Annotated in this window: 20 protein-coding genes and 1 pseudogene; 11 read left to right on the forward strand and 10 right to left on the reverse strand. The window is 47.1% G+C overall.

Annotated features, from left to right (window positions below):
- Positions 1-215: 215 nt before the first annotated feature.
- On the forward strand, positions 216-1,172 hold the full coding sequence (locus tag WH37_RS19295; RefSeq protein ID WP_046232246.1) for a ribose-phosphate diphosphokinase: 957 nt from the start codon (positions 216-218) through the stop codon (positions 1,170-1,172).
- 126 nt (positions 1,173-1,298) lie between these two features.
- Complete coding sequence (locus WH37_RS19300; protein WP_046232247.1) at positions 1,299-1,613, forward strand: TroA family protein; 315 nt, start codon at positions 1,299-1,301, stop codon at positions 1,611-1,613.
- A gap of 285 nt (positions 1,614-1,898) precedes the next feature.
- Here WH37_RS19300 and WH37_RS19305 read toward each other — a convergent pair whose 3' ends face one another.
- Entirely contained in the window at positions 1,899-4,247 is a 2,349-nt protein-coding gene (locus WH37_RS19305) for an endo-1,4-beta-xylanase (RefSeq protein ID WP_052737078.1), read from the reverse strand.
- A gap of 337 nt (positions 4,248-4,584) precedes the next feature.
- The gene (locus WH37_RS19310; RefSeq protein WP_046232248.1) at positions 4,585-5,202 is read right to left on the reverse strand and encodes a TetR/AcrR family transcriptional regulator; all 618 of its coding nucleotides are present in this window, start codon (positions 5,200-5,202) and stop codon (positions 4,585-4,587) included.
- 343 nt (positions 5,203-5,545) lie between these two features.
- On the opposite strand from WH37_RS19310, the gene WH37_RS19315 reads away from it, so the two are divergent.
- The 3 genes from WH37_RS19315 to WH37_RS19325 all read left to right on the forward strand — a co-directional run bounded on the left by WH37_RS19315 (position 5,546) and on the right by WH37_RS19325 (position 7,969).
- On the forward strand, positions 5,546-6,313 hold the full coding sequence (locus WH37_RS19315) for an SDR family NAD(P)-dependent oxidoreductase (protein ID WP_046232249.1): 768 nt from the start codon (positions 5,546-5,548) through the stop codon (positions 6,311-6,313).
- Positions 6,314-6,355: 42 nt separating this feature from the next.
- Entirely contained in the window at positions 6,356-7,108 is a 753-nt protein-coding gene (locus tag WH37_RS19320) for an SDR family NAD(P)-dependent oxidoreductase (RefSeq protein ID WP_046232250.1), read from the forward strand.
- Positions 7,109-7,336: 228 nt separating this feature from the next.
- Positions 7,337-7,969, forward strand: a complete 633-nt coding sequence (locus WH37_RS19325) for an HAD hydrolase-like protein (protein WP_046232251.1) — start codon at positions 7,337-7,339, stop codon at positions 7,967-7,969.
- Positions 7,970-8,106: 137 nt separating this feature from the next.
- On the opposite strand, the gene WH37_RS19330 is transcribed toward WH37_RS19325, so the two are convergent.
- From WH37_RS19330 to WH37_RS19340, 3 genes are all read right to left on the reverse strand, one after another.
- Positions 8,107-13,914, reverse strand: a complete 5,808-nt coding sequence (locus WH37_RS19330) for a PKD domain-containing protein (protein ID WP_143088557.1) — start codon at positions 13,912-13,914, stop codon at positions 8,107-8,109.
- Positions 13,915-14,750: 836 nt separating this feature from the next.
- Positions 14,751-15,980 (reverse strand): S-layer homology domain-containing protein, encoded by a 1,230-nt coding sequence (locus WH37_RS19335; RefSeq protein WP_046232253.1) that lies wholly within the window; start codon positions 15,978-15,980, stop codon positions 14,751-14,753.
- 25 nt (positions 15,981-16,005) lie between these two features.
- A complete protein-coding gene (locus WH37_RS19340; RefSeq protein ID WP_046232254.1) occupies positions 16,006-17,007 on the reverse strand; it encodes an S-layer homology domain-containing protein in 1,002 nt (333 codons plus the stop codon).
- A 527-nt stretch (positions 17,008-17,534) separates the two neighbouring features.
- Here WH37_RS19340 and WH37_RS19345 point away from each other — a divergent pair.
- On the forward strand, positions 17,535-19,772 hold the full coding sequence (locus tag WH37_RS19345) for a carboxylesterase family protein (protein WP_052737079.1): 2,238 nt from the start codon (positions 17,535-17,537) through the stop codon (positions 19,770-19,772).
- Positions 19,773-19,939: 167 nt separating this feature from the next.
- On the opposite strand, the gene WH37_RS19350 is transcribed toward WH37_RS19345, so the two are convergent.
- Positions 19,940-20,593: a hypothetical protein gene (locus tag WH37_RS19350; protein ID WP_231594285.1), complete on the reverse strand. Its 654-nt coding sequence runs from the start codon at positions 20,591-20,593 to the stop codon at positions 19,940-19,942.
- A 93-nt stretch (positions 20,594-20,686) separates the two neighbouring features.
- Complete coding sequence (locus WH37_RS19355; RefSeq protein WP_046232255.1) at positions 20,687-21,454, reverse strand: helix-turn-helix domain-containing protein; 768 nt, start codon at positions 21,452-21,454, stop codon at positions 20,687-20,689.
- 136 nt (positions 21,455-21,590) lie between these two features.
- On the opposite strand from WH37_RS19355, the gene WH37_RS19365 reads away from it, so the two are divergent.
- Genes WH37_RS19365 through WH37_RS33790 form a run of 3 tightly spaced genes read left to right on the forward strand, consistent with a single transcriptional unit; the run spans position 21,591 to position 22,755 of the window.
- Positions 21,591-21,932 carry an immunity 22 family protein gene (locus tag WH37_RS19365; protein ID WP_074904874.1) on the forward strand — a complete coding sequence of 114 codons (342 nt, stop codon included), beginning with the start codon at positions 21,591-21,593 and terminating at the stop codon, positions 21,930-21,932.
- Positions 21,933-21,957: 25 nt separating this feature from the next.
- A complete protein-coding gene (locus tag WH37_RS19370; RefSeq protein WP_046232258.1) occupies positions 21,958-22,329 on the forward strand; it encodes a hypothetical protein in 372 nt (123 codons plus the stop codon).
- Between the two features lie 27 nt (positions 22,330-22,356).
- Entirely contained in the window at positions 22,357-22,755 is a 399-nt protein-coding gene (locus tag WH37_RS33790; RefSeq protein ID WP_052737080.1) for a hypothetical protein, read from the forward strand.
- Positions 22,756-22,861: 106 nt separating this feature from the next.
- Here WH37_RS33790 and WH37_RS36545 read toward each other — a convergent pair.
- Positions 22,862-23,044: pseudogene (locus WH37_RS36545) on the reverse strand (IS30 family transposase); the annotation flags it as partial.
- A 324-nt stretch (positions 23,045-23,368) separates the two neighbouring features.
- Between WH37_RS36545 and WH37_RS19380 the strand changes: the two are divergent.
- The gene (locus WH37_RS19380) at positions 23,369-24,175 is read left to right on the forward strand and encodes an alpha/beta fold hydrolase (RefSeq protein ID WP_046232259.1); all 807 of its coding nucleotides are present in this window, start codon (positions 23,369-23,371) and stop codon (positions 24,173-24,175) included.
- A 24-nt stretch (positions 24,176-24,199) separates the two neighbouring features.
- The gene (locus WH37_RS19385) at positions 24,200-24,472 is read left to right on the forward strand and encodes a sensor domain-containing diguanylate cyclase (protein WP_046232260.1); all 273 of its coding nucleotides are present in this window, start codon (positions 24,200-24,202) and stop codon (positions 24,470-24,472) included.
- A 158-nt stretch (positions 24,473-24,630) separates the two neighbouring features.
- Here the strand turns inward: WH37_RS19385 and WH37_RS19390 are convergent, their stop codons facing one another.
- Together WH37_RS19390 and WH37_RS19395 are read right to left on the reverse strand one after the other, a co-directional pair.
- A complete protein-coding gene (locus tag WH37_RS19390) occupies positions 24,631-25,485 on the reverse strand; it encodes an AraC family transcriptional regulator (protein ID WP_046232261.1) in 855 nt (284 codons plus the stop codon).
- Positions 25,486-25,580: 95 nt separating this feature from the next.
- Complete coding sequence (locus WH37_RS19395; RefSeq protein ID WP_046232262.1) at positions 25,581-26,501, reverse strand: hypothetical protein; 921 nt, start codon at positions 26,499-26,501, stop codon at positions 25,581-25,583.
- Positions 26,502-26,605 lie beyond the last annotated feature (104 nt).

The following is a 26,605-nucleotide window of genomic DNA, read 5'->3' on the forward strand; positions in this document are numbered from 1 at the left end:
TCCTTGCCTCACCTGCCAAAGCGAAAAATTAGTGAAACGTTTTTCTATAACGCTATATTATTTCATCGTGAATCCGTTGTCAATAGTCCGCAGCCTGGATTTCAAAACAAAATAAATTTTTGATGAATGGCGTTTCTTGAGCTTGAATGTCTGCTTGCCCGCGGTATAATAAAATCAATCCCATTTTGGTGAAACGTTTTTCCTTTAGGAGGTTTATGATGCAAAAAATAAAGCTTTTTTCCGGTACATCCAATCGCAAGCTCGCTGAACAGGTCTGTTCCTTGCTCGGACAGCCGCTTGGCGATGTCGCCATTACCCGCCAGCAAAGCGGCGAAATTCACGTTTCCTATCAAGAGCCGATTCGCACCTGTGACGTCTTCATCATTCAAGCGATGTCCCATCCGGTTAATGAGCATTTGGTGGAGCTGCTTGTGCTCATTGATGCTGCCAAACGTGCTTCCGCAAATAAAATAAATTTGATTTTACCCTATTACGGCTATGCCCGCCAAGAGCGAAAAACCGCTCCCCGCGAGCCGATTTCGGCGAAGCTTGTCGCCGAGGTGCTGACGACTGTAGGCGCTAATCGCATCGTAACGATTGATCTGCATGCCGATCCGATTCAAGGCTTTTTCGAAATTCCTGTTGACCATTTAACGGCCCTCGACCTTATTATCCAGCATTTGAAAAGCAAAAATATTGAAAATCCGGTCGTCGTATCTCCCGATGCAGGACGCGCTTCAACAGCGGAAAAGCTTGCGGGCGAGCTGGATTGTCCCTTCGCCATTATGATCAAAAACCGCCCTGCCCACAACCAGACGGAAATTACGCATATTATTGGGGATGTAGCAGGCAAAACGCCGATCATCATTGAGGATTTGATTGATACCGGAAATACAATCGTCAATGTCGTTAATGCCCTTAAACAAAATGGCGCTGAGAACGCTTATGTTTGCGCTACGCATGGGCTGTTCTCGGGAGGCGCGCGCAATTTGCTGGCATCGCCGCACATCAGCGAAATCGTCGTCACCGATACGATTGCGATGCAGGAGGAGCATGAGGCTTATGGTGAAAAGCTTATTATCCTGCCAATAGCCCCTATTATCGCTGCTGCCGTACAAATTATTATTCAGGGCGGCTCAATCGATACACAGATAAACTCGGGCAAGGTTTAACACCCCACTCTTTTTCCCACGAGCTCCGCAGCATCGATTGGGCAGAGGAGCTGCCCTGCGAGCTAACGCTCCGACGGTTGTTTTTGTACCCGATGAATATGCATCCATGGAGGAAGAAGTGGCCGCATGGGCGAAATTCTAAATCGTCAGACAGAAGCCGAAGCATGGAACAAGCAGTTTACCCAAAGAGCGGAAGCCGCGCGCAAAAAAGCACAGGCTGCTGTGCCAGCCAATGCCTCATTTACAATTGCTGATTTCAATTGGCTCACCAATGTAGGCATTGTCGGAAAAAGCGCAAACCGCGGCGGTAAAGCGGTGTACGACCTGCTTGGCCCCGCCCCTGCCTCAAAGATTAAACAGGATTTAATCGATAAAGGCGAGGAAAGTATGGTTATCAGCTCCGAGCTATTCGGGGAATATGTGGGGATTATCTTCTGCTGATCCCTATACGACGATTTATCAGGCTGAAGAAATTGCTGAAAAATTAGCCGCCAAGCAAACTAAGCTGCAATAGGCTAAGGAGCAGACCATAATTGACCTGTTCACGTATTGATCAATCGTCTTCTTTTGTCGGACAGGCTGGTCCCACTTATCGTTAAAAATGGAAGGGCGCGAGGGCAACGATATGCCTTCCGCCCTTCCATTTTGTTATATTCCTGTATCCGTCTTTCTAAATCTCTGCATTTCTATATTTCTGCTTTTCTTTCTTACTGCTCATTCCACGGCTTAGCTAGGCTCCGTGCCCCACACTAAATTTCCGTTCTGATACAACGTGATCTTCGTATAATCTGCATAAGTCGTTCGCAGCGAGTTAAAAGAATAATCATCCGTCTCGCTGAAATTCGTCCAATCGTTCTTATGAATGCGCGTATGAATTTCGCCAGATGTCCCGCCCGCTGGAATGCTGCCAGCGCCAGAGCTAAAGGACAGCTCCACATAATAATCGGCGCCTGTCCGCGGCGTGCTCAGCTTGACGAAGCTGCCCGTCACATTGCTATTGCCTACTTGGGCATAGTCGCTGAAGAAGTTTTGCTGCTTCTCCCCGTCAATCGTATACCAATAGCGAATCGTCAATCCGCTCATTGCAACGGGAGTCGTCCCGTTATTTTTTATGATGAACTGCGGTTTGAGCTGGTTATCTCCAGCATTGGTATCCCCTGCCCGGTACGCTACTGCTAATGAACCAGAAGGCTGCTCTGGACCGGTCGTACCGCTCGGTGTTGCGACGACTTCAGCCGAAGCTGCTCCCGTGCCAGCGCTGTTGGCCGCTTGAATAATATAATAATAGGTCGTTCCGTTCGTAACGGCTGTGTCATTATAACCGCTGCCAGATACAGCAGCAGACAGCGTCGTATATGGCCCGCCGCTCGTCGTTGCCCGTTTCACCGTGTACGAGGTCGCGCCAGCTACCGCATTCCAAGCAAGCTGAACCTGCATGCTGCCAGCTGTCGCTGTTAAGCCAGACGGCGCAGCAGGAACTATCGGCCCTCCAGGCGTTTGGACCGCTTCCAGCACCGACCAATAGGCAGGTTTGGACTGCAAGCGCTCGTCGAATAGCAGCGGCCAATTGTTGCGGGCTACCGGGAAGGTGCGAAGCCACGTATGCGCATCATCCTTGCCCCATAATGTCACATTCGTAACGGTGTCCGTATGCCGCAGAAACACCTGAAATAGCGACTTGTACAAATTGGCTTGGCGCTGCTTCAGCTCATCGGAGAATGTCTCATAGGATTGTGAATTATCCGAATAGACGCTAATGTCCAACTCGGTAATATGCGTCTCCAGTCCAAGCGCTTTGAATTTGATAATGGAGCTTTCAATTTCCGCAAGCGATGGATAATAAAGACTAATATGCGTCTGGTGGCCGACGCCGTCAACCGGAATGCCTTTGGCCTGCAAACGTGTAATTAAGTTATACAGCGCCTGACTTTTTGCCGGTTCATGCGTATTGTAATCGTTAATGAACAGCTTCACCGTCGGATCCACTGCATGGGCAAACTCAAACGCTTTTTCAATATATTCTTCACCCGCAATTTGATACCATAGGCTGCGGCGCAAGCCATCTGACTGCGACGCATCAATGACCTCATTAACTACATCCCAGGCATAAATTTTGCCCTCATATCGTTCCATTACAGTCTGAATATGATTTTGCATACGCGCATAGAGCACCGCTTTGCTGACCAAGTTTCCGTTCGCGTCACGGAACACCCAATCAGGCGTTTGCGCATGCCAGACGAGCGTATGTCCGCGCACCTGCTGGCCATTTTGCACACCGAAAGCAACAGCAGCATCTGCCTCGATAAAATTAAATACGTTTTCCTGCGGCTCCGTGCTGTCCCACTTCAGCACATTGCCAGGCGTGACGCTGTTAAAATGCTTAATCAGAAGCTGTTTATCCGGCTCGGTCAGCAGCTCATCATTGGTAAAGGCCGAGCCAAGCAGAAATTTTCCGGCAAAAGCATCTTGAAGCGAAGGGATGTCGTCTTCAATAATAATTGGGCCGAGATCCGGCTTCCGCTCGAACCGGAAATCATCAACGTAGAAGGAAGCGGTTGCACTTCCCGGCACCTCGAAATAAACCGATACCTGAGTGGCCGGCTCCAGCATTTTGAATGTAGCCTGCAGCTTCGTCCAGCCGCTCGCTGTGGCTGCGCCAGATGCGATATTTTCATAGCGGGTACCAGCTGGCAATGTGCGCTGAAGAGACATCGAAATATTGGTGTTTGCTGCTCCAGCAGGCAGCTTGACCCAACCAATAAACTCATACGTTTGCCCAACCTCAAGCTGGCTTGTCACATCAAGAGAAGGTCCATGCCAAGTACTTGTGCGCCCACTTACCGCCAAACCGTAGGCTCCGCTACGTGCTGCTGCTGCATCCGCAGCCAGAACCTCCGCACCGCCGCGGCCAACCCATTGCTGGACCGTACCATCCTCGAAATCGCTTTGCTGGAGCAACGTATTTTCCGTTTCCTCCGCTTGCACAGACTTTGCCCAATAGACGGGAAGCAATAAACTTAGGACAATCAGAAATTTAAGCGCTTTCATAAATGGGTAAAGCTGACGATTGCTCATTCTTTAATTCACTCCTTTTCCTATTCGGGTACGGTTGCCACTCACAAATCCACGGTGCTGTCGTTCAAACATATCTAAGCGAAGAAAACGACATATACCTGTCTATATTTTTAAACAGCCGCGCCTCCTCCCTATTTTGGTTGGAAGAGCCGCCCCGTGTGCAAGCCTGTTTACCCGATAGATAGAGCTGGGAACGACCCATATGGAAAATTATACATCTTCCTAGCCAAGCCTACAATATCAATTAATAGGAAAATTTGTAATTAAAATTTGTGCAGTTGTCGTAAACGATGATAAGCCACTCTTAGGTTTCACTGATTATTAGGGGAATAGATACTTACGGTTGGAACTGACAAAGGCCTATTTTTTTGAAAGTGATTTTGTCCATTTTGCGATTTACCAGTCCAATTAACTGGTCTGCCATGTAGGACGTGGAATATTTAAAGCCCGATTCTTCCCAATAAAGAATAACGCCCATTGCAGCTGACATCTGGTAGCTGAGCAAAATTTCATAGTCTAGAGCAGGGCTGCCCTCATCCATAATAATGTGCATATCCCGCCTCATCGACTCCCGAAGCACGTCGTAAAGCTCAAACCCAAAGCTCCGATCTACGGAAAGCAGCGCCTGAAATTCATCTTTATGTTTCTCAATATGATTAAAAAGCTGCAGCGCCGAAGGATAAATATCTTCTGCCTTTACCAGATCCATCCCCTCGTAAGGGACGAGCAAAGTTTCGGCAAAGCCAAGCAGAAATTCGCTTCGTATTTCTTGCAGCAGCTCTTCCTTGCCGACAAAATGCTTATAAAAGGTTCCGCGATTGTAATCCGCCCGCTTCGCCACATCAAGTATGGTCACAGCCTCATATCCTCGCTCTAATATGAGCGACACGAATGCAGCTTTAATCGCTTGACGCGTTCTTCTCGTCCTTCGGTCCAGTTGCTTCTCCGTTGCCAATGCGCTCAGCCTCCAAAGCTTATAGATAATATTGTCCCTATTATACCTCATTGGATATTCCACAATAAATGTTATCTTATCTCTCACGCCTATTAAACACCCAAGACATGCATACGATGGAATACATTTGAACATCATTAGCAAAAATCAACAAATAAGTTTCATATGTTCAATTTTCATCTATAAGTAGACATACATTCTTTACCTGTCACTTACGTGACACTTAGGAAGGTATTGATTATTGTCGTGACAACATTGTGAAGTGTAACCTGTAATGGCAGACATACAACTTATCCATTCAAGATGCGCTCGACTAAATTATAAGATAAGGATGCGATCAAACATGGTTACAACAACAACGAAAACCGCAGTCATTACAGGCGCCGCTGGCGGCATTGGAAAAGAGCTTGCCCGCCGTTTTGTAGAGCGTAAAGTTAATTTGGTACTGGTAGACTTGAAGCTTGAAGCCTTGCAGCAAGTCATTGCTGAGCTGGGCCTTGACGATTCCAACTCCCTAATAGTAGCAGCAGACGTCTCCAAAGAAGAAGATGTTGAAAACTACGTAAACAAAGCCGTCGAAAAATTCGGCACGATCGATTATTTTGCCAACAATGCAGGCATCGAAGGTCCATCCGGACTCATCGAAGAGCAAAGCGTGAAAGCACTCGACCTTGTATATAACGTAAACGTACGCGGCGTATTCCTCGGCCTTCACTATGTCGTTCCTGTTATGAAAAAACAAAAATCCGGCGCGATTTTGAACACTTCCTCGCTGGCAGGCCTCATGGGCGCACCTGGCATGTCCCCATACATCATGTCCAAGCATGCCGTAATTGGCTTGACTCGCGTTACAGCCAATGAGCTTGCTCCGCTTGGCATTCGTGTCAACGCCGTTCTTCCAGGCACGATCAATACGCGCATGATGCGTCAAATTGAAGAAAACTTTGGCAATCCAGAGGCCTTCAAAAAAGCCAATGAAGCAGCAACACCAATGGGTCGTTACGGTGAGCCGGAAGAAGTAGCAGCTGTAATGAACTTCCTCCTGTCCGATGAAGCTTCTTTCGTTACGGCATCACTTTATACTGTCGATGGCGGTATGGTTGGACAATAACCAATATATATATATAACTAACCGAAAAGGAGACTATCCATAATGAAGCTTGAAAACAAAGTCATCATCATTACAGGTGCGGGAAGCGGCATTGGACGTGCGACTGCCTTGAAGCTTGCTGCCGAAGGCGCTATCGTCGTCTCCTCCGACTACAATGAAGCTACTGCTAAAGAAACAGCTGAATTGATCAAGCAAGCTGGCGGACAAGCTTCCGCAATCCGCGCCGACGTTTCCAGCGTGGAAGATGTTAAAAATATGATTGACAAAGCAGTTGAAACGCACGGCACGCTTGACGGAATTTTCAACAATGCTGGTGTTGGCGATATCCGCTCCTTTGAGGATCACACACCTGAATACTTCAACCATGTTATTTCCGTAGACCAATTTGGCGTGTATCTCGGCATCTACTATGCTTCCAAGAAAATGAAGGAGCTTGGTGTTAAAGGTATTATTGTCAACACCGCTTCCATCTTCGGCTACATGGCTGCTAAGGGCAGCTTTGCTTATCAGGCTGCAAAGGCCGCTGTTGTCATGATGACGAAATCGGCTGCACTGGAGCTTGCGGATGCAGGCATTCGCGTAACGGCAGTAGCACCGGGCTTCATCGATACACCGATTATCAAGGATGGCGATGATTTCAAAAATTTCCTTGCTGAACAGCACCTGAGCAAGAAGCTCATTCAGCCGGAGCAAATTGCTGATGTTGTAGCTTTCCTCTTCTCCGAAGAGGCCTCGGCAATCAACGGACAGACGATTCCTGTAGAAGATGGCTTCCTCATCTTTAAGCGCTCTTAATTAATACTAACAAGCAGCATCTTCCGATTACTGGCAGGTGCTGTTTTCTTTTTCTCGTCGTTTTTTCCCTATCGAATTAGTGCTGTGGCTATGTTCATTTACTCAATAGTCAACGGCTAGAGAAATATTAAAATGCCTGTACCCGCAAAGCTCAGACATAAACCAGCCTTGTTGTTATCATCGCCTCTTTATAGTATAAATAGGCATAACAAGGGAGCTGATGCTGGTATGTACAAGCATATTATTTTTGATTTTGACGGTACGATTGCCGACTCTGCTGCCGCTATATTGACCATCTATAATGAAATGGCGGCGCAATATCGTTTTAAGCCCGTAACGGAAGAGGAATACAAGAAGCTCAGCCAGCTTTCTTTGCAGGAGCGATTCAAGGCGCTTGACGTGCCCTTTTATCGTTTTATGCTGTTTCGCAAAATCAGCAAGGAATTCAAACGGAAATACAACGAGCATGTTGCTTCTATTCCGTTTTGTGACGGGATGCAAGATGTATTAAGTCATTTGCTGCAAAGCGGCATAAAACTATCCGTTATTACATCCAATGCTGCTGACAACGTCGCAGATTTTCTGCAGCCCCACGGCATTCACACCCTGCATGACATACGCAGCTCCAGCGGTCTGTTCGGCAAGCATAAAACCATTCAAAGCTATTTGAAAGAAAACCAACTCCGGCCGGAGGACGTAATCTACGTCGGCGATGAGCTGCGGGATATCGTAGCTTCCCATAAATGCGGCATTAAGGTAATCGGAGTCACTTGGGGACTCGACCCTAAGGAACTGCTGGCATCCGGCAAACCTAGTTTTTTGATTGACCAGCCCGATGAGCTTTTGCAGCTTGTCCAGTAGTTAAGATAAAGCTCCCCATTAACATGGACAGTCCCACGAATTAATAAAAAATGCGGGACTGTTCATGCTTAATGCAGTTAACCATTCATCCGTTTTAACTTCTCTCGGCTCAAAAGCTAGCTCTTGGCAAGCTGCCTCTATCTCAGACGATGAACGCCCAGAACATCATTAACTGTGCCGCCTATCGACACCTGGACGACATCCTGTTTCACCGTTCCATTATTATAATAAGCTGTAAATGTGAAGCTTAAGGTTCCTTTGTTAAGCTTTTCAAAGGAAGCATCCCATAGCTCGCCAGCCCATAATGTGCCCGCCGTATTTTTCACCTCCAGCTTCGTTTTAAAGCTGTTCATCGCAACCTCTACACGCTCCGGCCTCGTATCTGTCCCCGTCTCTGTCGTATTGGCTACTAAAATGAATTTTTCTCCTGCCCAAAATACGCTGTATGCACGCGGAGCTTCTTCATCCCCGCTCTGCTTTTTATTATAAGATTTACGAATGCTGTTCCAATCGTTCGTATGATTGACCATTCCCGCCACTTTCAGCGGCTGTACTTGTACGGTTTGAGAGATCGTTACTGGTTCGGCTAAACCGTCATCTACAGTGACGCTAAGCTGCCATGCGCCTGTCTTCTCCATTTTGAGCTTCGGCCCTGTCTTGGCATAAGGATAGGAAACGGTATACTCGTACGCATATTTTTGCCCGGAAGGCGACTTAAGCTCTACCTTTAGAGCTAGTGTATCTTTGTCGGGATCAGCTGCATTCGCCTCGAACGTTACGATATCTCCTTCAAAAATCGGTTTTGGATACCAGTCTACATCAACCGTCGGTGGGCGATTCGTCACAAAATAAATATACGCATATTTCCCTGGATTGCCCGCTACATCCGTATCTATGACCGTTAACCGATACGTTTGCCCGGCGATTAATCCTGCTACTTGATGCGAACGGGCTGCCGCCGGCAGAGCCATATTGTATTCGACTGAACCATCGCCATTCAAATCAATCATCGTCACACTGCCATCCGTATTAACCTTTTGCATATAAAAGACTCGATCCGCATGCCCTGAGGATGGGGCCGCATCGCTAAAAGCATTAAAGTTGACCGTTACCGAGGTCGGTTTAATTTCAAGCTGTTCCTCCACGTCATCCGGCTGCACCGTATCCACAAAGAAATAGCCGTTGCTGCTGTAAGGCCCCCATACATAACTGTCATAGGCTCTTGCTTTCCAATAATGCAGACCTTCCTGCAAATTGAATGTTGGTATATGACTGGTTGCAGCACTCGCCATATTAGTGTCCAGCACCCTGCGATCCGCAGCATGGAAAAATACCTCGTAATCGATCGCCGTGATAGGGTCATTTTCAGGATCAACGGTAAATACACGCAAGCTCGGACGATTGTTGTTCGTATAGATCGGCTCCGATGCTGTTGCCCCGTTGTAACTAAGCAGATAGGTCGATGGCGGCGAATCAATGATAAAATATGCGGCATTGCTATCATCTGACCACGCTCCACGACTGAATACGCGCCCCTGCACCTTTACCTTGCGTCCAATATCTATCGTACCCGCTTCAAGCTGGAAGCTGGCATCATTGCCCGGATATTCTACCTCCAGCGCCGTTTGGTCATTATCCACATACGTTAATTTCAAATAAAACTGTTCCTGCGGATCATTTTCTTTATCCCGATATATCCACTTCAAATTAGGATCGTTAAGGACAACCGTTGGCGCAGAAGATGAGCCAGCAGGATAGGTCAAAACCATTTCCGGCTTGGTCTGATTAATAGGAGGCAGCGCCTCCTTATAAACTCTCGTTTCCGCCCAAAAACTCCATGCCCCATGCATGTCCTTCACCTGCTCCTGAACGATCAGTTCGACGCCAGGGCGGCTGTAAAGCAATCTTTTCCCTGTCGTCCAAGCGCTTTCGTCCGCCCAGCGCGTTCGAAACAAGCGATCCGACAAATAACCGGGAACATCCGGGTCATACGACGTATCGTGCGTCAAATAATCCAGCGCTTCCCCTCCAGCGTAAATGGTGCCTGTAAACCAAATATCCGGCTGTGCAATCGGCCTGCGGTGCACATAAAGCGATTTTGTAACAGGCTCCGAGAACAAACGGTAATCAGCCAGACCGGGATTATCCTGTGCCATATAAGTAATAGCATACAGTCCGGGCTTTTCGAGCGAATTTAGCGCCGTACCGAAAACTCTCCCATCATATTGGCTAAGGCCAAGCGTATTGGAAAAATAATTTGGATTATGCGCGTAGCTCCATTTTTCCGCTAATTTCGCATCCGTCTCGGGATCATTAAACAGCTTATTGTATAAGATTTGTTCTCCTACAAGCACAGCTTCATAGGTTTCCTCTGGAATAGAAACGCCATAATTGACGCGCTTCACTTGGCTAAACGAGGCCTGCTGTTGGCCAAGCGACATCAAGCCTGCTGAGCCTTTTTTGTAGGTGGCATCCGTCGCTTCCAGCTTTTTAACCCCATTAATAAAAACTCGGTGCACACCCGCGAGCGATTCTAGCCTGAAAGCATAAGGGATACCCGCACTCCTCGGCATAGCGATCTGAGCCAGAACTGTCTTGCTTCCACTCGTCACTTTGTAAAGCGTCAGTGTGCTGCTCGTCCACTCCACCGCATACATGTTTTTTTCATCTTGAATTTGAATGGCTGCCCCTACCGGTCTATCATTCGATAAATGATTGACGGATAGATCAAATTCAAGCGCCTGATTTCGCATCAAGCTGTTCGGATCGTAAAGCAGTCCGCCCCATGTCTCGCTATCAATCTCAACCGTTGCATCGTCAAGCAGCCGCGGCAAATCTCCCGTTGATTCACCTGTAAAAGGAATAACTATTTTTTTGCTCGTGAGCGAGCCTGAGTAGGGTCCCGTATAGGCTACATCTGTTCCTATGCCTAAGACAGCGCCATTCGGGAGGACGTTCGAGGAGGCACTGAAGGCAACCCCGTCATAGCCATTCCCATCTGAATATTTCATCGTATCCGTCACAAAATAGGCTTTGTTGTCATAAGTTTCCGCACCTAAAGACGGCGTTTGATTAATGCCCAATACACCTGCCCATTGCTGTATTTTTTGAAATGCTGAACTTGCCCAAACTTGCTGGCCACCCGATGTCTGATAGGTGATTTTATTAAACCGCTTTACACCAGATGCCATTGCCCAAAACTCATCAGAAGGCTGTGAAAAAGGGCCGATTAAGCCTGTTTTAGGCCATAAAATTTGCGTCATGACCGGATCGCTTGGCGATGGGCTTTTATCATTCGCGACTGTAAAATGATCCAGCATTCTGTATGGATTTCTATCATCGTTTCTCGTTATTGAACCATCCGGCATGATCAAAAAACCATAAGGCGTTGCCATAATTCCGGACTTATTAACCGCTGTTTTTGCGAGCTCATAAGGGAATTTAAAATCATCAATCGTGCCGCTGTTCTTCTCCGGCCTCGTAAAACTATTCGTTGCTGTATTGTAAGACAGAACACCACTCACCTGAGAGTAACCATAATTACCAAGCTCAAAGCGCATGGAGGTCGCATAGCTTTTCGTTCGGTCAGCCGACATCGTAATTGCTGAAAGCATGCCATTGCCAGTGACATGATTGGCTAATAACTGACCACTTGGATCTACGACATAAAATAATGCCGTCCAGTTATCCTCTGTACCTCTACGCATGTTCGCAGCCAATAACAAATTGCCATTTGCGTCAACATCTACACTGCCGATCTGGTAGACGTTCCATGCATCTATTCCTGCATGCACAAGCTTTGTCCAATACAGTGTTTTTTGCGCCACAGAATATTTAGCTACATAAAGCTTTTGCCGAATATCAAGCGTTCGTCCTCCGTTGCTTTCACGATACGCGACATACAGAAACCGCCGATCTGGTGAAAAAGCTGTGCCTAGGACCTTATTGCTCGGATCGTCCCAATAGCTGCTGCCTGTTACTCCTCCAGTCGCTGGCGGCGCAATGTTCGGGTATTCCTCTATTAACTGCCCTGTCTCGATGTTATATAAACGCAGCGTTTCCCCTGAAACATTTACGGTCCCTTCCTCCATAAAATAAGCCTGTTTCATTTGGCTTGGATGATATTGATAAAATGTCCCTTTGAATGTAATTCCGGGATGCACATACGTATGTTCAATCTTGCCCGTCCATACATCACGGATTGAAAACACCCAGTTTTTAGACTCCGGCGGTTTGTAGCTGTAAGCCCAATAATAGCCCGCTTCGGTCATCACTGTCGTTGTATAGCCAGCATAAATTTGACCGATACTGCCTTCCCATGCTGGCAGCGGCTTCACATTTTTCGCCAAATTATAGCTCCCGTTAAAATCCGCCCATAGCGCATTGCGGGTCGTTAGATTAGCTCCATTTGATTTCCAGCTTGCCTTATTGGTCGTTCCACCTTCATATGGCGTCTTATTGACCCATGATCGCAAAATCGATTCCGGAGAGTAGGAGGTAATTGGCGGACCGCTGCTCTCTCCCTGATCCGGCTGCTGCGTCAGGCCAATAGCTGTAAAATCAACTTTAGGCGCGCGATTAATAATGTCCGTTGCCACAATAGCAGACTGCGCCGACAAGCCGTAATCCTCCGTAACCGTTGCACGGTACTGGCGCTTGCCAACCGTCGTATATTTTACGCTATACACTTCCTTGAATGCACCGTTATACAACACGCTCCATGATTCCTCGTTAAAATCGCCATCATTATCAGCATCGTAACGCTCCTCAAGCAAAAGGCGCTCCAGCTTGTCGCCATCCGTGCTGCTTGCATCAATATAAATCATATTTTCGTTATGGCGTACACCTTGCTCGGCAGCCGAAAGCTCCACTACAGGCGGCTGATCTGGGACAACCTCCAATGGATAGACTGCCCATTCACTCTCTCTTCCTTGAGAATCATGGACCTTTCCCTGAAGGGTGTAGGCTCCAAGCTGATCTGGTGCTTTAGCAGGCCATACACCAACCGTAAAAGGGCCACTATCATTTTTCTTATAGCGAATTTCCGATTTACTGAAGTCAATGGTCACTCCCCGTTCCGATAACGGTGTAAACGAGTTATTCAGATGATGAGGCTGTGGGAAGAGCCTGCCCTGAATCCAGCGCGTTACACCAGAAATGATGGCGACTGGTTTTGGATCATTGACGTAAAGCAGCGCCGTATCTGATTGGCTTTCATAGTCGTTAGATACATTGAGCGTAGCTTTATAAACGCCCGGTTCATTAAATGTAACCGCGGGATGAGAGAAATCTTTTTGATCAAAATTAAATTTGTCTAAATTTTCAGTTAATTCCCATGAATATTCGGTATAACCTCGTGCTGTTGCCGATAAAGTCGCCTGATCACCGGTGAAAATAGACGTTGGGCTCCAGTTCGCATTCACTTCAAGTATCGGTCTTGGTGCAGGCGTTGGCTCGGATACTCCATTAGTTGTTGTAGCAATTGGCGTAGCCACTCCCGGCTTTGTAACGGTGGTCGTGCATTCAATGGCCTGCTCCGCTGTCGTTCCGTCAGTGAACGTGGCTATTGCTCGCATGACGAATGTCTCGGTGTAATTGTCTCGGCCAGCCAACTGGGCCTTCGGTATTGTGAATGCAAATTTATAGCTGATCGTATCCAAAACCTGAGCAATGGTCTGCGTTTGATATTGGGTACCGTCTTCAAGGCGGGCGAATACTTTCCAGTTTTTTATTTTGAGCGAACCACGTTGCTTGATCGTCGCCGTTAGCGTTGAGTTAACTGCAACGTCTTTATCTACAAAGGTTACGCTCGATGGATCAGCTTTGCAGGAGCAGTCGAGGTAGGGCTGGTCTATTGGAGGGATTGGTTCGAGTGTCAGTCGAACTTCGCCTTCATAAAGATAGGTCTGGGCCACCCAATCTGTTTTTGTGTTAACTTCATACAACCTTGATAATGCGTGCCCTGTTCTATAATCAGGATCTGTGAATGCAACATTCTCATAGCCCGTGTTGATGGCAACACTTAGATATCCTCTATTTTGTGTTCCACTTTCTCGACCCTTTTTTATAACTTTAAAATATTCTGGATTGGTTGGGGATGCGTCGGAAATATCTACTGATTTTTCTTTTAATTTATTAAAATTTACTTTTTCGCTTCCGTAATAGTACAAACTTGGGCCATTAAAGCCATCACTACTGGTAACCGCCCAGCCAATCTTTCCGAATTCCTTACTAGCAACAGTAGAAGGTAAAGAGTTTCCGTTAACATCTATACTTAGAATGCCAGGACATTCTGCGATTCCATTAACCCAGCAATCGGAACCTGATTTAGGTGAAACAAAATACTCTTTACTGCCTGTTCCAGCTGTAAAGTACCATTGCTTACCATTTATTGTTCTATCAAGGGCAAAATACATTTTGGATGTAAATCCTTCGTTTTTCACATTTACAAGAGAGCCCGGGAATTCAGGAATAGTTATTTTATTACTAACGGGATTTCCAGCTCCCATTTTTCCCTTGTTTACTAATGTAAGGCTTCCGCTAGAAGATGCTGATTGTTTCCATATCTCGTAGCTTTTGATTTGATAGCCAGAAGGTACAGCAGAATTGAGAATTACTTGCACATTGCTTATTGTTGATGAAGAACTGAACTTCTCGGAATCTGAAAAAGGGATCTTCATTGTTTTCGTGATAGTAGCAGCCGAAATAGTTGGCGGGTATATTGGAAACATACCAATGACAATTGCAAGAATTAGTAAAACTGAGATAATTGCTTTTGAATTTATTTTGCCGCCCATTTGTCTTTCACCTCTGTTAAGTAGAATTGTGTCTTATTATTCAATTGGGAGCCGTAGCGTTCAAGGTGTATAGGTACTCCGCCATATTCTTTAATTTGTGACTTAATAAAGTCTTTGCTTACATGAGAAAAATAAAAATTGTGGCCACTATTATCCTTTTTATCAAAAGTTAATACAGACTGATTGATAAATAGGCCTGGACGTTCTTTCATAGAACGGTCGCTGTAATAATATTCTCTTTTTAAAGTTACGCCTCCCGATGCCCCCGAGTTAAACATATAAAATGAACTAGATACCCCTACCTTAATAGTAGGATCAACAATTAAGTTTTTACCTATTAGCTTATAAGCAAAAACATATCCCTTCCCAGGTGCAGACTTTTCATTATCTAAATATAATTTTGCATCATCCAAATACTCTGCATAATACCCATCCTTATCTGACGGATCGAGAACTAGCAGTTGATCGATTATCACATCATAGGTTTTATCAATATTCACTCGATAAGGAAACTTCACCAAATCGTCTTGCCCAAACATAGTAATCATATTATGTCTATGCCACTTCACTTCCGCAGCTGTAGAAGCCCCTTGATCCACCGTCAGCTTCCCGCCACCCGCGAGCTTCAGCAGACGCGTGACGATAACAGCCGCTTGTGCCCGAGTTGTCGTCCCATCTGGGTCAATCGTTTCCGCCTTGGCGCCTGTGCGCGACAGCAAGCCTGCGTTCACTGCGCGGAACATCAACTCATCCGCCGTTAGCTTTGTGCCGCGATACTCAGCATTTGCTCCGCGTATGGCAAGCTTGGCCATTTCCACGCGCGTTACCTCCTTGCTCAGATCGCCCGTAAAATCGCCAGCGGCATAGATTTTCGCATCAGTCAGTGCCATCTGATAGCCTGTATACCACGGCTTGCCCGCAGGAGCAGCCGCTGCCTCTACCTTCGTCGTCAACGCGATGACCTTGAGCAGCTCCGCACGCGTAATCGGATTTTGCGGCTTATACGTTTGATCCGGATACCCGTTTAAGATACCCGCCTTCACCGCAGCTTCAATCGATTCCTTCGCCCAGTGTCCTGAAATATCCTTAAAAACAGGCGCAGCCGCCTGAGCAACTTTAGAATCTCCCGACGATAACGACAACGTAACCGTTACCGCCGCCAACACTAGTAATACAATAGAGCCCTTCCACCATTGCGATCCCATTTTCCCCATCTTATTTAACCTTCTTCCCATTAGATTAGTTCGAGTAAATAATAATAGCCAAAGACTTGCTGGCCTCACTTTTGTCCATGATGATTTTCATCCCGTTATAGGTTTTCAACAGTCTAGCCTCTCCCGCTTTTCCAGCATCCAGCTTCACCGCATCCCGGTAAGCCGCATCCGCAGATTCACCCACATAACGGACCAATAGCTCCATTAACAACTGCTTATGTAATCCAGGCTTTTCATATAGCCATATCGTCGTTGCTTTTTTCCTGCTGTCATACTCCAACGTTATTTTGTAATCGGCGGGTTTTCCGCTGCCTTTAGGGTTAAGCAGCACCGTTTGCCCACTAACCATCACATCACCCGAAAAGCTTTCGAGTGACACAACCAACTGCTGCAGCTCTCCAGTCGATGCGTAAGCTGGCTGCTCCGTCAAACTCCCAACAGTCCGAGCCTGCGCTGACTGCCAATTCAGCAAACGACGAATGACCACAGCCGCTTCCGCCCGCGTCATCTTTCGGTCCATTCCGATTTTCCCGGAAGAATTGCCCTTCAGCAAGCCGAGCTGCTTGGACATATAGACATAACCTTTTGCACGCCCTGCCTTTTCCTCACCCGCCGCCCGAACGAAAAGCCTCGCCGCTTCTCCACGCGTCATTGTTTGATTCGGCTTAAACTTTCCTGAATCATATTCCGCCATCTTCAATAGGCTGAGCTTTAAGCCAACCGCCAGGTAAGGACGAAACCATCCTCTGTCGTCCTGAAAAGGCGTATCCATGTCCCGCACTTCTAACCGCTGCGCTTTTACAACGGCAGCTAGCAGTTCCGCTCTGGTTACCAGCTTATCTGGTCGGAATGACCCATCCGCATAACCGCTCACATAACCAGACTCTACCGCCTGCTCGACGGGAATACGAGCCCAATGGCCCTCAATATCGTTTAGCCGCTGCTTCGCTTCCACCGCCTGTGCATGCAGAACAGGATTAAACGCAAGCGCGACAACAACCGTTAACATAAATTGATTTTTCTTCATTCCGGGGACTCCTTCATAGGTATAATGGCACAGCCCGTCCCCTCACAAAGCGCAAAAAAGCACGCAAAAAACCCAAGGGGATTTAAGCGTGCTTCGCTTCATAATTATTTTATACTTTACCCTATTTTATAAAATATTGTCAATCCATTTTCCAGCTTTTTTCGCCATAATAACTTTTCTTTCTCCTTAATCCCCTAAAAAATCGCCGAAGATCTACATTTTATCTGCTTTTCAACGATTCATCTCTTTACGCAAGCTTCTTGAAGCAAGCTATTTTAATTTTGCTCATTCCTCTCTTACTTTGAGCTAGTGCTCCCCTTCATACGAAATAGCTTTTTTTGAAAGCGATTACAAAAAGTCGGATTTGAACATGTTAGATGTCGTTATCGTCGTAGTTGCATTGAAACCGACTTCTTATAATGAAAAGGCATCATAAAGGAGGGCTGTGACAAAATACCGGGCATCATAGAACACGATCAGGTATCACGGTATTACGGTAAATGACAACAGAGAGGATGATTGTACAAATGGGGAATGTCAGACAATTGAGCGTTGTTGCTTTGCTGCTCGCCGTTTTATTCGGAAGTATGCCGCTTTACAGCTACGCAAGCACGGCGGCACCCGCCGCGGCTGCTGTATCCACCGAAATTCAGTCACTAATGGATCAAGGCATCATTAAAGGCAATGGCAAAGCGATTGGTGAAAAATATTGGGGCAAGCAGGCGACCCGCGCACAAGCCGCGACGCTGTTTCTCCGTTTAAAAGGCTTGGAGCAGGAAGCTCTTAGCTATACGGGAAGCGATACCTTTCCTGACGCAGCGCAAGCGGGCAAAGTGCTTCAGCCGCTGGTGAACTATTTGAAAGCTCATCCACATCTCGGATGGCTGGCAGGTGAGGATGGTCGCTTCGAGCCACAGCAGGCCGTAACAGCGCAGGAATACGCCCGAGTACTGCTGAAGGCGCTTGGCTATGAAGCTGGCGTTGACTATAAAGAAGCCGATGTGCTAGCTTTTGCAGCTAAGCAAGGGCTCGCCTCATTGAAGACAAGCGGCAAGCTGACCAATGCCCAGCTTGCAACCGCAACGGCGCAAGTGCTGAAAGCAAAGCATAAAATCAGCGGCCAAACGCTGGCAGCGATTATAAAAAAACAAGCTGCACAAGCGCCTTTCACTGCTAATGTGACGCAACAGACCGCCTATGGCGCAATTAAAGGCGCCAAGGATGAAGTGAGCAGCACGCTTAGCTGGCTCGGCGTGCCTTATGCGAAGGCGCCAGTCGGTGAGCTTCGCTGGCAAGCACCACAGGCTCCAGCAGCTTGGACAAGCACACTGGAGACGACCGCTTTCGCTGCGAATTGCACCCAGCTCGCAGCTGGCAAGGCAGCAGGCAGCGAGGACTGCCTGTATTTGAACATTTGGCGGCCGGCTGACAGCAGCACGAGCCTTCCCGTTCTTGTATTCGCGCACGGCGGCGGCAATATGACTGGCTCCGGCAAAGATTTCAAAGGAGACCTGCTTGCCGAAGCGACGAACAGCATCGTCATATCGATCAACTATCGCCTCGGTGCGCTCGGCTTCTTCCAACACCCTTCCCTAGCAACAGGCGATGCGGTTCAAGATTCAGGCAACTATGGCCTGCTGGATATTTTCCAGGCGCTCAAATGGGTACAAGGCAACATTGGCGGTTTCGGCGGAGACGCTGCCAATGTGACGCTTTCCGGCCAATCGGCCGGCGGCCGCGATGTCATGGCGGCCGTCATCTCTCCACTGAGCCAAGGGCTGTTTCAGAAAGCCATTGTGCTCAGCGGCGGCATGACGACCGCGCCTACGGCGGACGGCGATGCCAAGGTGAACAGCGTGCTGGCGAAGCTGGCCGCTGCGGATGGCACAGCCGCCGATGAAGCGGCGGCTGCTAAGTGGGTGGCTGGCCAAACAGCCGAGCAGCTCGCGGCGTATTTGCGCAAGCAGCCTGCTGCGGACCTCGTGCAGCAGTTCGGTGGAACGGCCATCCGCATGGCGCCGTTCCCGCATTTATTCAGCGATGGCACGGTGCTGCCAGCGGAAGGCTTTGACGTATTGAAGAGCGGCAAATATGCGCAGCTTCCGATGATTTTGGGCAGCACAGCGACGGAGTTTTCCGCCTTCGCCTTGAGCGATCCCGCATTCGCCGCAGGCTTCGCAGACGGCAGCCTGCTGAAGGATCCCGTGAAGGGACCTCAATATGCAGCGGCCATCAAATACGGCAGCGAGCTGTATTCCGGCTTCAACGCGGAGCGCGCAGCCGAGGTGCTGACAGCTCGTTCCGGTCAGCCAGCTGTGTACGCTTACCGTTTCGCATGGGGCACACAGGACGGCGTCATTTCGAGCAGCCTGCAGCAGTTGATCGGCGCAACGCACGGCGCAGACATGGATTTCATTCTCGGACGCAAAGTCGGTATTGCCGCGTATTTCCCTGACGGCTATTTCTCCGAGCAAAATGAGCCTGGACGCAATGAGCTGACAGCAGCTATTCACGGGTACTGGAAAAACTTCCTCTACACCGGCAATCCAAATGCCAGTTCCCTGCCAGCATGGACGCCTTGGACAGCGAAGGATGGCGCTGATCGCATTTTGCGTCTGGATGCCTCGAATGAGAATCAGACCATTCATATGTCGAATGAATATTATAAGAAAGCGGACGTGCTTTCCCGTATGGAAAAGGAGCTTCCAGCCGATACCTTAAAGCTTCTACAAGAAAGCGTATTGGCAGGCAGATTTTTCTGGTAAGCGGTATACGCAGCGCTAAGCATGTAGTGTAGTGTAAATTGGTGATAGACACAGCCTTGCATCGACATGCCTGCAACGATAAAAAAAGCCAACAGCCCGGCAGCGTCCATTCAGGACAGCTGCCGGGCTGTTGATGCTTTATTTTCAACCGCAAATATCGCGCTTGCTTATTTAAACGTAACGGAGCCGATTACATCGTCCGTCGTTTTTTTCGTTTCATCATCCATGTAAGTCGTAATCAGGTTGAACGCATAACCTTCCAGAATCGTGCTGTAGTAATGCTGCGTAACCGTCATTTCGCCTGCTTTGATTGTGACTTCCATCATATCAAAATCTTTGCCGCCAACTGTCGTCGAGACGATATCTTTGTATTCGTAAGGCAATTGGCTCTCGACCATGAATTTTTTGGATGCTTCCAAATAATCTTTGCCTGTTTTGATGCCCTGCAGCATACTCAGCTTTTCCGCAATCGCCATAACGGACGAGCCTGTCTGCTCTCCGCCAATCGGATATTGTGAAGCCATCAAGAGATTAAGTGTCTTCGTTTGAGCGTAATCCAGCTGTTTTTTCTTTTTCTCATCGTTGCCGACAATCGCTTCTCCAACCTCGCTCGTCAGTTGGTTCATCGTTTCAGCATCTTGATATTCCCACTCTTCCGGGAAGTTCAGCGACACGCCAAAATATTCATTGCTATACGTTCCTTTTGCTGTCGTGCCTAAATCAACGTTTTTCGTGCTGCCTCCGCATGCTGCAACCAATACAGCTACCAGCACGAGCAGCAGCGACAAGGAACCTAGCTTCTTTTTCGACATTTTAGACATAATACCCTCCGATAAATATTCTCTATTTGTATACTTCGAAAGTGTAGCATAGACCCTATTATTTTCCACCTACAAAAAACTATAGGTTGATATTTACAAATAAGTGTATTTACTAGCGATAGATACCGCTTCCGTACTCGACTGCACACCAAGCTTCTCAAAAATCATGCGCTTATGATGATTGACGGTGCTCTCCTTAATTTTCAGCTTCAATGCGATCGCTTTGACCTTCATTCCCTGTGAAATCAGCTGCAGCACCTTAAGCTGGCGTTCCGTTAATTGCACCGTTCCCAGCCCCAGCTCCAAATCCTCCGCAGCCTGCTGTTTGTCATAACGGTACAGCATGTCGGTTGGAATCAGCTTGGCAATGGCAATCAGCTCGCTTTTCATATCCGCATTAATCGTGGACACATCCAAATAACCGACCGTTCCCCCATTCACCTCAAGAGGTGTAGAGAAGCAGTGCCAGCTTTGAAAAAGAGGGCTTCCATGCTGCTCCGGCAGCAAATATACCGGCCCATTCGATGCCATCGCTGCTGAAATCGCATTGACACCACAGCTCTTTTCGGTGAAAAACATGCCGAGTCGCAGCTTTGATCTGGTAACCGTCTGTTTCAAATTGTCGCTGTAATCCATAGCAAGCAAGACGCCCTCTGCGTCGGTCAACAGAAATAAATAATTGCCCGTGAGATGATCCTTAATGGTAGAAAGGCTATCATGGAAAGCCGTGATCAACGGTTTATTTTGAAGGGAAATGCTTTCGAATTGCTGCTTGGGGGCGAACGAAGCGGTGGACTTGCGATATTCTTCTATGTGCCCTCCACCCCACTGCTGGCGCAGAGTCTTGATCGTTTGTGACATGGTCGTGCTATTCCTCCTTGCTTAACTGACCCTGTTCTCTGGTAAAAATAACAAAAGCTGCTCTTATAGTTATCGGCTGCGAATGGAAAAACTTAAATCCGTCTAGTATTGGCTCACCAGCGAAAACGTAGTCAGCTTGTGGATCGGCGTCGCGGACGAGCACTTTGGCAATTATATTAATCAGGACGAGCATGGAGAAGATTGTGGCTTCTGTCAAGATATTGGCGGATGGTATGATGTGGATTTCACTTCTATTTATGTGCTGGAGGAGCCCGTTGATCTGATGCCTGTCATTGAAGAGATCCCTTTTAGCGAATGTTACGAGGAGGCGCTGTTGAAAAAATGCCAAGAGCTTGGCATTACGAAGGCGAATGCAGCCGTTTCTATTTTGAACGAAGCCTACGCCTTCGATGATCCTGCCAAGTCGTTCACTGGCTTGAAGTTTGTCGAGGTATTTCCTTATACGTATACGTTTTAGATGATAAGGGACTGATTAATACAGAATGGGCTTATTCTTATTTAAAGATTTGGTTAAATCAGGAACTAAACAAACCGTTAAAGCTACTGCTAAAAATGTAACAACAACATTATCAGAACATGCGATTAAAAGAGCACTTGAGTGGGGTATTTCAGAATTTGTGTTGGATGATTTATTGGCTGGAAAATCAGCATTGTATGTTGGTGCCGTACACTATGATGATATAATAGAGAAATCTAGAATTATACATGACCCAGGGACTGGTAATACAGTTGTATTGGCAAAATACTCTAACGATGTTATAACCGTTTATAGAGATTCAGACGGTGCCGCAGCTCGACGAGTTAAAGAAGGAAGATGGAAGAAAGCAAGCTGGATATTTGACTTAATTAAATAACAGTTTATATGAAAGAGTTGATTCTATTTGGTCACTTTACGAGATATAAATTCTTTATTGAAGACTTTTGTTGAATTTGAATTCATTTATCACATACCAGGAGAGTATGAAGGAAATGAGCTTAAAATTACTTTTCATGAAAATAATCAAGTAGTTACAACATTAACAATTGACTGGACAAATATTACGCTTAATCATTTCATTCAATTAATGAAAGACTTTCCTGGTGAAAAATACAAAAAACATTTCACTCACTTTGATAAGGATTTCGAGCTGCAATGGCTGCATGAGTACGGATCGGATCTTTACATACTCTATTTCGAGTACAAAGGCCTTTTCTTACCACCGATAAAAGTAAATAAAGAAATCCTCCATACTTTTGGGGATGCGCTAGAAAACGAAATGCATTCTGCCCCAAAGTTATAATTAAACCGATTTATTTTTAAACTACTTAAAAATCTATGCTGTTTCGATTAAGTGAGCTTTTTTCGATCAAATCGAGAAATAGCTCGCTTTTTTATTAGACGGATTTTCAAGCCAAATTTGACACCTCAACCATAAAAGCTTCATGTGCAGTTTTCCATCCCAAACACTTTCGAGGACACCTCGCTGCCAGGATGAATAAGGATCGGCAGGCAAAATACACCTCCATGCCATGCAGAGCCGTTAGGCGTTCGTGGCAAGCAAATTCTTTACCGCGATCAACGGTACACGAATCAGTCATGAGTCATTTTTATGTACCGCACTTCATATTACAACCCGTCCTTTGAAAAATTTCAGAATATTCCAAAAAATATATATTGTATGTTACTGTCCCAAATATCTTTTTTATAGCTCTCATTATTAATAAAACCGCCTACAGCAGCAGCTGAGACGGTTCCATGGTGCATCTTATGACATCCTATTATAGATGACTATGCCATTTCCAGCATTGAATCCTGGTACCCATTATCAATCTTCCTCTATTTTCCGATATAATGACAAAGAAGCCAGCATCATCGTTATCTCTTCATTAAAACGCTTCAGAGAGGAGCTTCATATGACTATCGACGTTTTGGAACGGAATAATGTAAAGGTAATGGGCACAGGCAGCAAAACGATTGTTTTTGCTCATGGCTTTGGATGCGATCAAGATATGTGGCGTTATATGGTTCCTAGCTTTGTAGACAACTATCGAATTGTACTGTTTGATTATGTAGGCTCTGGAAAATCCCAAATTCACAATTATGATTCACAAAAATATAATGACCTGCAAGGCTATGCCCAGGATGTGCTGGATGTTATGGAAACGCTGGATTTGCGAGATGCTATTTTCGTCGGACATTCGGTTAGCAGCATGATTGGCATGCTAGCTTCCATCCGCGATTCCAAATATTTCGAGCGCATCGTCATGCTTGGGCCTTCTCCTCGCTATGTGAATGATCTTCCGGATTATTACGGAGGCTTCGATAAACGCGATATAGAAGAATTGCTTACGATGATGGAGATGAATTTCATTGGCTGGGCCAGCTATTTGGCGCCAATTGTCATGCAAAATAACGAGCGCAAGGAATTAAGCGAGGAATTGGAAAAAAGCTTTTGCTCTAGAGATCCGCATATTGCGAGACAGTTTGCAGAAGTCACTTTTTTCTCAGATTGCCGTGTCAGCCTTCAGCAAGCCTCTGTTCCGACACTTATTCTTCAATGTACTGACGACAGTATCGCTCCAATTGAGGTAGGCCATTATTTGCATGCCCATCTCAAAAACAGCGTCCTTCGGCAGATGACAGCGACTGGGCATTATCCGCATTTAAGTCAGCCTGAAGAAACGAGCCAGATGATTAAAGAATATTTAACCAGTGTGTAATAGGTAAAGAAAGGCAGACCTTATATGGATATTCAATTAGATAAAGCTCCCTGCGGATATTTTTCGATTTCGGACGCAGGCTTGATTCAATCGGTTAATCAGACTTTACTGGAAATGCTGCACTATGAGCGCAATGAGCTGCTTGGTCGTATTACAGTCAGCATTGGCGCAGCAACCGTTATGCCTGGCGATACCGACCAGACGCTGATCCATAAAGCGGATACTGCACTTTATGCATCAAAGACGGGCGGAAGAAACCGCATTACTCATGCGGATCATTTAGTGAACAGCAAGTAGCAAGCAATAGGATAGATATAACCTCAAATAAAAAAGAAGAATCCATCTGCGCTGCGGCGCGAAGACGGCTTCTTCTTTTGTTATTTCCACACTTACTCAATTGCTGAAATACGAGCAAATCGCCAGCTAAATCGTGTAGCAGCTCAGTTGTCCGTCTATTAAGCTCTCCCCTCAACCGCCACCCACAGCTCGTTACGGTTTTCTTCTGGCGGCAAATAACATTCGATAGCAGGCAAATTGGCGAGCTGATAGGCCGAGGTAGGCAGCCATTCCGTATACAGCCGCTTCCAAATACCGCCCAGCTGATCTGGTCCGCCCTCCACTTCAAATACGACCCATGACGAAGGCGAAAACTCTCGGCGAACCATAGCTGTAGGAGCCTCTTGCTCCGATTCAATAGCCAAAATATAGTTCAAATACTCATTTTGCCCGTGCCCTCCATCGGCGCATACGCCAAGTATGCCGCGGATACCGGGCTGGGCTGCGCGAATTCCCCACAGCTGTTCGAACAAGCTAGTCTGTGCTGCCTCAGCCCATAAACGCGGTACCGTTTCAAACACCTCGCTATTGCGCACCTGCTCGGAAATGCCAACGATGGAAAATGCGCCAAGCTCCTCGATTCGATAATTCATAGCTGCCGCTCCTTTTACTGAAATTTGAAAGGATAGGCGCGGATAGGCCTTCAGCTTCGTTCCGGCACTTCTCGCGGCAGTCGGTGTTGTACCATGCAGCTGCTGAAAAGCACGGGTGAACGCTTCGGGGGAATCGTAACCATATTTGAGCGCCACATCGATGACCTTAACCGTGCTGTTTTGCAGCTCGAACGCCGCCAGACTGAGCCGCCGCCTGCGAATGTATTCCGATAACGACACCTCCATGATGTAAGGGAACATCCGCTGAAAATGATAGAGCGAGCATCCAGCAATAGTGGCAGCTTCCGCATAATCAATATCATCTGCCAAATGATCCTCGATATAGCCAATGGCCGCGTTCATATGTAATACCCAATCCATAACCTCGTCCTCCTCTGTTCATTACTATACCTAAAATAACATAAAACAGCCTTGCATTCTCTGCACAAGAATGCAAGGCTTCCCCTTGTAACTTATTATCCCTCGCTCCCCAGCGATGGGCTGCTCACCTCTGAGCGTTTCCGGCCTGTTACGGACTGCCAAAACATAAAGCATCCAGCTCCAAAAGAAAGCAAGAAGAAGAACAAAGCGAGCAGCGGCAGCGGTGACCACTCCAGCATGGCACCACCGTTCCAAGTCTGCCAGCCTACTTCAAGCAGGCCGAGTATATAAGCTGTTCCCGCCACATGCACCCATTTGCGGCGCTCCTGCGGGCGCAGCCTCGTGCGCTCCGACAGCCAAGCGACAAGCGGGATCGCTTGGATAGCATGAAAGCCTAGGCCATGAAGCCACATGATATTGCCATTCTCCCCTGTCATGCGGCTCTCGGTCAAGGAAATCCAAATGCCAGCGGCGAAGGAAAGCAATATCGCCACCATCGCGTAGCGGATCGCGAGCACCAGCTCCGGTCTTAGCTTATACGATCTGCTGCGGAAAAAAGCGACTGCCAGCACGCAATAAAACACGATCAGCAGCATGGCCACAAGGCCAAAACCAGCCGCCACAGCTATATCAAAAGCTGTGCCGCCTTCTGCAAAACGCGGATTCATGCCGCGCATATTTTGCACATTTTCAGCGAAATACGAATACATGGAAAGGATCGCATAAGACCAGCGAAAAATCGCCTTGCCTCTTGTGCTCATAGCAGACAAAGGTAATACCGCCGCCGTCGAGAGCAGAAAAATACCCAATGCCGCATTAAAGGACGCCGCTTTGCTTACATCCCCATTAGGCGCAACCTCGCCACCATAGAGCAGCATCCAGACCACACATACCGCTGCTAGTACAAAGCCAAGTATGCCTAGCGCCGCCAGCAGGCCTTCTCCCTGAAACAAACGAACCTTTCTTGCAGGCCCCTCCCCTTGCAGGCCCTCTTCCGTACCTAAATTCCGAATCATAATACCCCACCCATTCCCTATTAGCTTCTTGCCTTAACTTTAAAGGAATGGACAGGGTAACCGGAACGGACCTTCATCCAGTGTTTCACAGGACGGAAAGCGGA

The sequence above is a fragment of the Paenibacillus algorifonticola genome (genome assembly GCF_000971975.1).
GTDB lineage: Bacteria > Bacillota > Bacilli > Paenibacillales > Paenibacillaceae > Pristimantibacillus > Pristimantibacillus algorifonticola.